8 protein-coding genes and 1 pseudogene are annotated in these 6382 nt (G+C 28.9%); all 9 read left to right on the forward strand.

Features of this window, described 5'->3' with window-relative positions:
* Nucleotides 1-922: helix-turn-helix domain-containing protein (locus H527_RS0118275; RefSeq protein WP_027413929.1), on the forward strand; the 922-nt coding region annotated here is incomplete at its 5' end.
* Between the two features lie 238 nt (nucleotides 923-1160).
* Nucleotides 1161-1367 (forward strand): hypothetical protein, encoded by a 207-nt coding sequence (locus H527_RS24495; protein WP_027413928.1) that lies wholly within the window; start codon nucleotides 1161-1163, stop codon nucleotides 1365-1367.
* Nucleotides 1368-1625: 258 nt separating this feature from the next.
* A pseudogene (locus H527_RS22635) lies at nucleotides 1626-2021 on the forward strand (IS1595 family transposase); the annotation flags it as partial.
* A 14-nt stretch (nucleotides 2022-2035) separates the two neighbouring features.
* Nucleotides 2036-2926, forward strand: a complete 891-nt coding sequence (locus H527_RS0118290) for a helix-turn-helix domain-containing protein (RefSeq protein WP_027414007.1) — start codon at nucleotides 2036-2038, stop codon at nucleotides 2924-2926.
* Between the two features lie 224 nt (nucleotides 2927-3150).
* Nucleotides 3151-3543, forward strand: coding sequence for an OsmC family protein (locus tag H527_RS22640; protein ID WP_051316867.1), 393 nt, complete (start codon nucleotides 3151-3153; stop codon nucleotides 3541-3543).
* A 30-nt stretch (nucleotides 3544-3573) separates the two neighbouring features.
* Nucleotides 3574-3987, forward strand: coding sequence for an OsmC family protein (locus tag H527_RS0118305; RefSeq protein WP_027414008.1), 414 nt, complete (start codon nucleotides 3574-3576; stop codon nucleotides 3985-3987).
* Nucleotides 3988-4054: 67 nt separating this feature from the next.
* A complete protein-coding gene (locus H527_RS0118310; RefSeq protein WP_027414009.1) occupies nucleotides 4055-4756 on the forward strand; it encodes a DsbA family oxidoreductase in 702 nt (233 codons plus the stop codon).
* A 481-nt stretch (nucleotides 4757-5237) separates the two neighbouring features.
* Nucleotides 5238-5870, forward strand: coding sequence for a MarC family protein (locus H527_RS0118320; RefSeq protein WP_027414010.1), 633 nt, complete (start codon nucleotides 5238-5240; stop codon nucleotides 5868-5870).
* 236 nt (nucleotides 5871-6106) lie between these two features.
* The coding region (locus H527_RS0118325) for an IS3 family transposase (protein WP_027414011.1) at nucleotides 6107-6382 on the forward strand (276 nt) is incomplete at its 3' end.

Here is a 6382-nt window from a genome sequence, read left to right on the forward strand (position 1 = left end):
ACATGGACTTTTGTTATATTTTTATGTTATAGAAATTACGGGGAATAGTATTAAAAAAAACAGTATTACATTTTTACATTTTCTTCCATCTATCATTTTAGTTTTATTATCTCTTCCTTTTTATCAATTAACTGGAGAAAAAAAAATAATTGTTTATCAAAACAGTGGAGAAGGTTTTGAATGGTATGTATTGTTACTATCATTAGTAATAATAATATCTGGATTAACTTATTCTATTTGGTCTTTAATAGTTATAAACAGATATCAAAAAAACATAAAAAATAAGTTTTCAAATACAGATAAAAAGGAGTTACAGTGGTTAAAATGCTTATCAATTGGTAATGGACTTATATTCATTTTATCTCTTTTTTTTGAGAACAATGTTACCTACGCTGCAATAGCTATTTTAGTCATCTTTATAGGCTTTTTTGGAATCAACCAATTAAATATTTTTTATTATAATAACGATGTAGTTGAAACATTAGATAAAGAATTCAGTGTTGAAGATAAAAAAACAAATAGGAAAGAGTTTTCTAAAATAAATGTTTCAAACGAAAAATATGTTAAGTCTGGATTAAATGAAGATAAGGCTTCGAAAATTTATAACAACCTAAAAAAATTAATGGAGGACAGTTCTTACTATAAAAAACAGGAAATCACATTAGTAGAGTTATCCAGAGTCTTAAAAGTACACCCCAATCATTTATCACAAGTTATTAATGAGATGGAAGGAAAGAATTTTTACAACTACATCAATTCACTACGTATAAAAGAGTTTATCAAAATGGCTTCTATTCCAGAGAATAAAAAATACACCATGATTTCTCTAGCTTATGATTGCGGTTTTAGTACAAAATCTACATTCAACAAACATTTTAAATTGCAAACAGGAAAAACACCTACTTCTTTTTTCAATTCTTAGCTTTCTTTTTTTAAATAATTCACTTCTGCTTGTAAAGTGAGACCACTTTCGTTAGTAATTATAATTCATTGAAAAACCTTATTAATAAAGAGGTTGTTGGTTTATACTTATAGGCACGGACTTCTGTTTTTATTCTCCTTGTCTATCTGGTCTTTTGAGGTTTAAAATAAGCACATCTTTGCCTAAGTATTGAAGCGATATGAAATAGTTTCTTCGCAAATTTTTAAATTTTATAATAATGAAAACAAAAAAATTTTATTTATCTGTTATTGTTTTTACTGTGTTTTTTGCATTTAGCTCATGTAGTCTTGGTGACGATGACAACAATATTGTTGAAAGAAATGATGATGATGGAGATGGTGTAATAAACGTTATTGATAAATGTGCTCAAACGCCAGAAGGTGTTGAAGTCGATGCTGTTGGGTGTCCTATAGAAGAAAATTGAATATAGATAATTATTTATGAAAATTTACATATTTAATGAATCAATATTGTATATACTTATTAGCGTAGTCATACAATTTAGTTATTAAATTGAACGTTTAATTAGGCTAAAAGATCTCTATTTTCAATTCGTTTTTTTTCGATTTGAGCACAGTAGTGAGTTCCTTAATTACAAAGCAGAGTAGAGCCTAATAGTTCTATCTATTAGGCTCTAGTTTAATTTAGCTATTATTTGTATATTAATTTTATGGAAATAGATCAAATAAAAAGAGTGTATGTAAAATCAATTAATGATTATTCCGCTAAATCTTTAACTCCTATTTTTGAGTAGCACATAAGTGAAAAAGCACAAATTTTTACAGACAAGTGGCGAGGGTATGAACCTTTAAAAGAAAAGTATAACATTGAACAAAAACTCAGTAATCAAGGAAAAAACTTTAAAGAGTTACACATTGTAATAATGCAACTAAAATCGTGGTTGCGAGCTATACCAACACACGTAAGTAAATGGCATATTCAAGCTTATTTTGATGAATTTTGTTTTAGAATAAACAGGTTTCAATTTAAACAGCGTATTTTCCATAAAACCATAGAAAGGATGATCAATGCAAAACCTTTATATCACAAAAATATAAAACAGATACTAAGTGTATAACTCAATAATTTTATATGGAACAATTCAAGATGCAGCAATATCAATTAAGTAACATTCAGGAAAACTTCTCATTTGAAATTTTTTCTTTGCCAGATTACATCGAACAACGAGGAGAAGAGCTTATGGTTTCACATACTCAGGACTATTATCAAATAATTTGGTTTAAATCTGGATGTGGATTATATACTGTGGATTTTAATGAATATAATGTTTTTGAAAATGCATTATTCTTTATTGCCAAAAGTCAAGTACATTCCTTTAAGTCTTTAACAAAATGTGATGGCTTTGTTATTAATTTCGGTGAATCGTTTTTAGTGCAGAAAGATAATGATGTGGATTTCTTCTTAAAATGTAACTTATTTAATACCCTCTATCAAACTCCATCTTGTTGTGTAGGTAGTGGCTGGGAATTTAAGTTAGACGAATATATTTCTCAAATGAGGTTAGAGCTTGCGGAGAAAAAGTCGTACGGAAGAGAGGAGTTACTTAGATTATATTTGAAGGCATTTCTTATTCAGGTGCAGCGTAGAAAACACCAACTTGAAGAAATAGGAAGCGGTCGAAATCCTTTTCCTGATGATGAAAAAAGAAATTTACTAATAAAGTTTATTAATGCAGTGGAAGATAATTTTGCTAAAAACCTCACAGTAAGTCAATATTCAGCCTTACTAAATATTTCAACCCGAACTCTTTCTAATTTAACATTGCTACTCATTCAAAAAACACCAACTCAAATTATACAAGAACGGATAATTTTAGAATCAAAAAGACTGCTTACACACTCGGATATATCTGTTAAAGAAATAGCGTATAGAATAGGCTTTAAAGACCCTGCATATTTTTTCCGTTATTTTAAAAAACACACTGAAATTTCACCTATTAATTTCCGAAAATCTATCAGATAAGTACAGTTTATTTTCAGTTTTGTCCATTTATTTTTTTTTTGATGCTAGTTAACTTTGCCTGTATAAAATTTAAAGTAGTTATGATAAACAATCTAAATTTAAAAGCATTACAAAACTATATTTACCTTGTAAAAGCAATAGTTCTGAGGCTGAAGCTACTTTTGACGTTACTGCCAATTGGCAAGAAGGTGTCTCTACCAGCATAACAACCCGTAGTAAAAAGGTTGGATCAAAAAAAAATAAATACGCAGTTTAAATATTTGATAGATGAGCCTCTTGAATTACTTGGCAACGACAAGAATCCAAATCCACAGGATTATATTCTTGGTGGAATGGCTGGCTGTATGATGGTTGGGTTTGTAACAGGAGTATCAGGAAAAGGTATAGAATTAAAAAATGTACAATTAGACATTATTGGGAAATTAGATCTTAGAGGGTTTTTAGGTCTAAACCCAGACGTAAGCGTTGGTTTTGAAAAATTGCAGTTCAATTTTAAAGTTGAAGGTAGCGGAACACAAGAGCAATATAATGAAATTATAAAACACATTAGCAAAGTTTCTCCTGGTTATGAAACTATACTAAATCCTGTCAAAATCGAAATAAATAAAGAGGTTTAATAATTAGTACAAGAACTAATAGCTAAAATAATGGGTAAAACAATTAATGTAAAATATGTTGGAAAAGATAACTCTTCAATACATACATCTTTAAATGAAGCTACCTTTAAAGTAAATAATATTGACTATTCACCTATAGATTTATTAATTAGTTCTTATGCTTCGTGTTTGATGGAGACGGTGGATTATGAAGCAAGAAAGAAAGGTTTTGATAGTACAGTAACAAAATGCGAAATCTCTTATGAAATGAGCGATGACGACTCTAGAATAAATTCTTGTTCAATCTTCCTGTTTTTTGAAGGTGACTTTGATATAAAAAAGGAAAATTTTTTAGAAACAGCATCCAAAACAAAATGCAAAGTTGGTAAAAGTCTTTCTTCAGATATAAAAAAGTCTTTTCGTTTTTTTTATAAAACTATGTCTAAAGCTTGCTTTCATAAATAAAACATGATGAAAAAAAGTTTAGAGAAGAAAAAATCTTAATATAAAGTAACTAAAAAATAATTTAAAAATGAAAGTACAAATATGGTCGGACATTATGTGTCCCTTTTGCTATATAGCAAAAAATAATTTTGAAAAGGCATTACAACAATTACCTTTTTCTAGTGAAATTGAGGTTGAATGGAAAAGTTTTCAGTTGGATCCAGAACTAAATAATACTTCTGGAAGTATAACTTTCGGAAAATATTTAATGGTAAAAAAAGGCTTTTCAGCCCAAAAAGCAGATCAATTTCTTCAACAATTGACAGATATGGGAAAAAATTCAGAGGTGAATTTTGATTTCGATAAAACATTTGTTGCAAACACCTTTCCAGCCCATAAATTATTACATCTTTCAAAAAAATATGGAAAAGATAACAAAATGGAGGAATTACTTTTTCAAGCTTTGTTTGAAATGGGAAAAAATATTGCAGATCCTCAGCTCTTAATATCTTTTGCAGAGCAACTAGGTATTGATAAAGACGAAACCCAAGAAACTCTAAATTCAAATCAGTTTGACAATGATGTAACGCAAGATTTTAAAGAAGCGAAAAACCTAGGTATATCTGGGGTTCCATTTTTTGTTTTAGATAGTAAATACTCTATATCAGGCGCACAACCTGTTGAAACATTTTTATCCGCTTTAAAACAGAACTTCGATGAAGCTAAGATGCCTTTAGAAAACTTAGGAGAAAATGATAGCTCATGTACAGCTGATGAGTGTAAACTTTAATGCCTTTTTAAGGGTGGATAAGTAACTTCTAAAACAAGGATGTGTTTTACCTGCCTATAAAATGTTGACTCTTTTGTCGTAAATCTGATTAATAAATAATATAATTTGAAGAGTCTGGTTTAAGACTTTTATAATCTTAAGATAATCATTCTAACTATAAAAATGCTACTCCTTGCTTCTAAAGAAACTAATTAAGAATGTTTACCCTAAAACCTTTCATTTATGATCTATTTTTTAAAACTCTAGTTGAAAAATCATCAAAAGTACTTGCTCACAAGAATGAGATTAAATTGTGTCTATTTAATATTATACATTCCTATAAATTAGGCTACTTACACAACATAGCTATACTTTGTTGAGTTTTTATGCTTATTTGTGTTACTATTCTGAAGAAAGTCCGTAAAAAATTGGCTTTGTTTGATACAAGTAATAAATTTACAAAGAAAACAATAGCTAGATTATCAATTAATAAAAATCAACTATGACAGAAATTATAGCTTTTGGTATTTTAAGTTTCACTTCATTTTTTACATTGATTAACCCACTTGGTACGATGCCAATTTTTATGACTATGACTAGTGAATTGGATACTCAGCATAGGACTAAAACAGCAAAAAAGGCTTCAATTGCTTCATTTATCACTATCATTCTTTTTGCCTTTTCTGGTCAGCTATTATTCAGTTTTTTTGGTATTTCTGTAAATAGTTTTAGAATAGTTGGGGGTGTTATTTTTTTCTTAATGGGAATGGATATGTTACAGGCTAGATTAGGCAAGGTTAAAGTAAAAGACTCAGAAGTTAAATCATATATTGCTGACATCTCAATTACACCATTGGCTATACCTATGATTTGTGGACCTGGTGCTTTGACTAATGCCATAGTGATGATGGAGGATGCAAATTCAATTGAAAAAAAAATAATATTAATATTTACAGTTTTTCTTGTTATGGTTTTGACTTACTTAATCCTCTATAGTTCTACTAAAATAATTAAAATATTAGGTCAAACAGGTATCAATGTAATGATGAGGTTAATGGGGTTGATAGTTATGGTTATTGCCGTAGAATTCTTTTTCGCTGGCTTGAAACCTATTATATTAGAAATAATGAAATAACGATTTACTAACAATGCATAAAAATAGGGCACAAAGTACTTAATTCAAAGGCCTGTGCATACTTTCCAAGTAGCCAAATTTTTAAATTTAGCGATTTTCAATAAAAAAATAAATAGTAAAATTTAAAAATTTGGCTTTAGAATAATCTGAAAAGTATCGCTTACAACTGCTCTATGGAATATCTAGTTTTGTTAGGACGATTTTAAATAGCCCATAATGTTAAATATATTTGAATTATGGTAAAGCGAAAACATAGTAACGATTTTAAACTTATGATTGTAGAGTTATTACAATCAGGTCAAAGCGTACAGCAAGTGAGTTCAGAATATGATTTAGATGGAAGTATGATCCGTAAATGGCGTAAATCCTATGAATCTACCTCTGGTAAATTCACTGTAAAACAGGAATTGAGTACAGAACAATTACGAGTAAAGGAATTAGAAAAAGAATTACGAGATGTAAAAATGGAACGTGATATCTTAAAAAAGGCAGTAAGCATCTTTTCCAAGAGC

Origin of the sequence: Aquimarina muelleri DSM 19832 (genome assembly GCF_000430665.1) — a bacterium.
Classification (GTDB): Bacteria; Bacteroidota; Bacteroidia; order Flavobacteriales; family Flavobacteriaceae; genus Aquimarina; species Aquimarina muelleri.

What these genes read in the sequence shown, in the direction of transcription:
- H527_RS24495 (WP_027413928.1), top strand. Translation starts at nt 1,161, where the DNA reads ATGAAAACAAAAAAATTTTATTTATCTGTTATTGTTTTTACTGTGTTT.
- H527_RS0118290 (WP_027414007.1), top strand. Translation starts at nt 2,036, where the DNA reads ATGGAACAATTCAAGATGCAGCAATATCAATTAAGTAACATTCAGGAA.
- H527_RS0118305 (WP_027414008.1), top strand. Translation starts at nt 3,574, where the DNA reads ATGGGTAAAACAATTAATGTAAAATATGTTGGAAAAGATAACTCTTCA.
- H527_RS0118310 (WP_027414009.1), top strand. Translation starts at nt 4,055, where the DNA reads ATGAAAGTACAAATATGGTCGGACATTATGTGTCCCTTTTGCTATATA.
- H527_RS0118320 (WP_027414010.1), top strand. Translation starts at nt 5,238, where the DNA reads ATGACAGAAATTATAGCTTTTGGTATTTTAAGTTTCACTTCATTTTTT.